The organism is Actinosynnema sp., from assembly GCF_052038725.1.
Window position 1 is genome coordinate 1 of record NZ_JBQGCX010000264.1, and the last position, 2,062, is coordinate 2,062.

3 protein-coding genes and 1 pseudogene are annotated in these 2,062 nt (G+C 75.8%); 2 read left to right on the plus strand and 2 right to left on the minus strand.

The genetic code is table 11. The annotated features are described in order from the left end of the window. On the minus strand, nt 1-589 hold a 589-nt coding region (locus ACTUAL_RS05120; RefSeq protein ID WP_440899437.1), incomplete at its 3' end, for an alpha/beta hydrolase family protein. 30 nt (nt 590-619) lie between these two features. Between ACTUAL_RS05120 and ACTUAL_RS05125 the strand changes: the two genes are divergently transcribed. After that, the gene (locus ACTUAL_RS05125; RefSeq protein WP_440899438.1) at nt 620-1,384 is read left to right on the plus strand and encodes a PaaX family transcriptional regulator; all 765 of its coding nucleotides are present in this window, start codon (nt 620-622) and stop codon (nt 1,382-1,384) included. 4 nt (nt 1,385-1,388) lie between these two features. Here ACTUAL_RS05125 and ACTUAL_RS05130 read toward each other — a convergent pair whose 3' ends face one another. Then, nucleotides 1,389-1,763 carry an ArsR/SmtB family transcription factor gene (locus ACTUAL_RS05130; protein ID WP_440899439.1) on the minus strand — a complete coding sequence of 125 codons (375 nt, stop codon included), beginning with the start codon at nt 1,761-1,763 and terminating at the stop codon, nt 1,389-1,391. A 97-nt stretch (nt 1,764-1,860) separates the two neighbouring features. Here ACTUAL_RS05130 and ACTUAL_RS05135 point away from each other — a divergent pair. Beyond that, nucleotides 1,861-2,062 (plus strand): annotated as a pseudogene (locus ACTUAL_RS05135) (heavy metal translocating P-type ATPase); the annotation flags it as partial.

Genomic DNA, 2,062 nt, shown 5'->3' on the forward strand with positions numbered 1-2,062 from the left:
CCACGGCCGCCGCGCGCTCGGCGGGTGAGGCGCCCGCCAGTTCGGACAGCAGGTGGTGCCTGCCCTGGCGCAGCCAGTTCACCGCCGGGGACACCGCGACGACCGCGTCCACGTCGGCGCGGGCGGCCACGACCTTCGGCAGCACCCAGCCCGCCTGGCTCGCGCCCCACAGCACGACCCGGCCGGTGGGCACGTCGGGCTGGGCGCGGGCCCAGTCGAGCGCGGCCCCGACCTCGGCCGCCCGGTCCGCCATCGTCTGGGCCAGCCAGTCCCCCGTCGAGCCGCCCACCCCCGGCTTGCTCCACGACAGGGTGGCGTACCCGGCGTCCGCCGCGCCCTCGAACCACGGCGCGTAGAGCCCGTCGTGGGTGGCGTCGACCGCCGCGTCCCCGTGCACCACCAGGACGACGCCGACCGCGTCCCCCGGCGGCAGGGCCAGGACGCCGGACAGGTGGCCGTCGCCGAACGGGATGGAGACCGCGCGCTGGGTGAACCGGTAGTCGTTGCCCAGCACCACGATCAGGCCGATGACCAGCGCGAGCGCGAGCGCCGCCAGCAGGGCCCGCCGCAGAACTATCGTTGCTCTCACGTTCGTAGCATATGCGATATATTCGACGGCGTGGACGAGCGGATCACCCCCAGGACCGTCGTCGAGGCGCTGCTGCCGGACGAGGGCGAGGTCGCGCTCGCCCTGGTGTACGACACGGCGAACGCGGTCGGCGTGGCAGATCAACCGCTGCGGCTGGCGTTGCGGCGGCTGGTGTCGGCGGGCGAGCTGACCCAGGTCGGGCGCGGGCGGGCGGGCCGCGTCGGGCTCACCGACCTGGGCCGGGAGCGGCTGCGGCGGGACCGGGTCGGGCTCGCGCTGGCGTTCGCGCAGGACGCCGGAGAGGTGCCGTGGGACGGGCGGTGGTGGCTCGCGGCCATCAGCACGCCCGAGCGGGAGCGGGCGGTGCGGGACGCGCTGCGCCGCGACCTGCTCGCCGCCGGGGCCGCGCCGGTCTCCACCGGCCTGTACGCGAGTCCGCACGACCTGACCGACGTGGTCGACGCGGGCGCCCGCGCGCACCTGGTCACCGCGTCCGCGACCGCGCTGGACCTGCGCGGCGTCCACGACGCGGCGGAGATCGCCGAGGCGCTGTGGCCCGCCGAACCGGTCGACCGGGCCTACGACGCCGTGGAGGAGGCGCTCGCCGAGGACGGGGGAACGCCGCTGGTGCGACGGCTGCGGCTCGCGGCGGCGCTGGAGGCCGCGATGCGCGAGGACCCGCTGATCCCCCCGGAGCTGCGCGCGCCGGGATGGCGACCGAGCAGGCTCCGGGGCGAGTGGCTGGAGCGCTGGCGCGGGATCGCCGACGCGCCGGTCCACCGGGGCTGGTTGTGAGCGGTCAGCCCGCGTCCTGATCGTGGCCCGCCGGGCGGTCGACCAGGCCCAGCCGCAGGTGCTCGCTGTGGTAGACGGCCTGGTCGAGCAGGTGCGCGACGTGGTCGTCGTGCAGGCTGTAGATGATGCTGCGCCCGTTGCGGGTGCCCACGACCAGGCGCAGGGTGCGCAGCAGCCGCAGCTGGTGGGAGACCGCCGACTGCTCCATGCCGACCGCCTCGGCGAGCGCGGTGACCGGCAGCGGGCCGTGCCGCAGCTCGGCCAGGATCAGCAGCCTGCTGGGGGTCGCCAGCGCCTGGCGGGTGTTGGCCACGTGCGCGGCCGACTCGGCGTCGAGCCGCGCGGCGGGCGTCCCCCGTCCACTCGCGATGTGCCCCATGTGGTGAATGGTAGTTCACCACCTATACATGAAAGACTGTTCATCTGTACGTATATTCTTCCTTCGGCGAGCGAGCACCCGACCCCGGAGGACCCCCATGACCACCGTCGCGCCAGAACGCCCCACGACCCGCGCCCCCGCGCGCCGCACCCGGTGGACCGCGCTGCCCGAGGCCAGGTGGGCGGCGCTCTCGCTGGCGCTGTTCCTGACCGCGCTGGCCGTGCAGCTCGCGGACGGCCCGGAACCGGTGCGCTGGGCGCTCTCCCGGGCCTGCTGCGCGGCGGGCGGCTGGGAGCCCG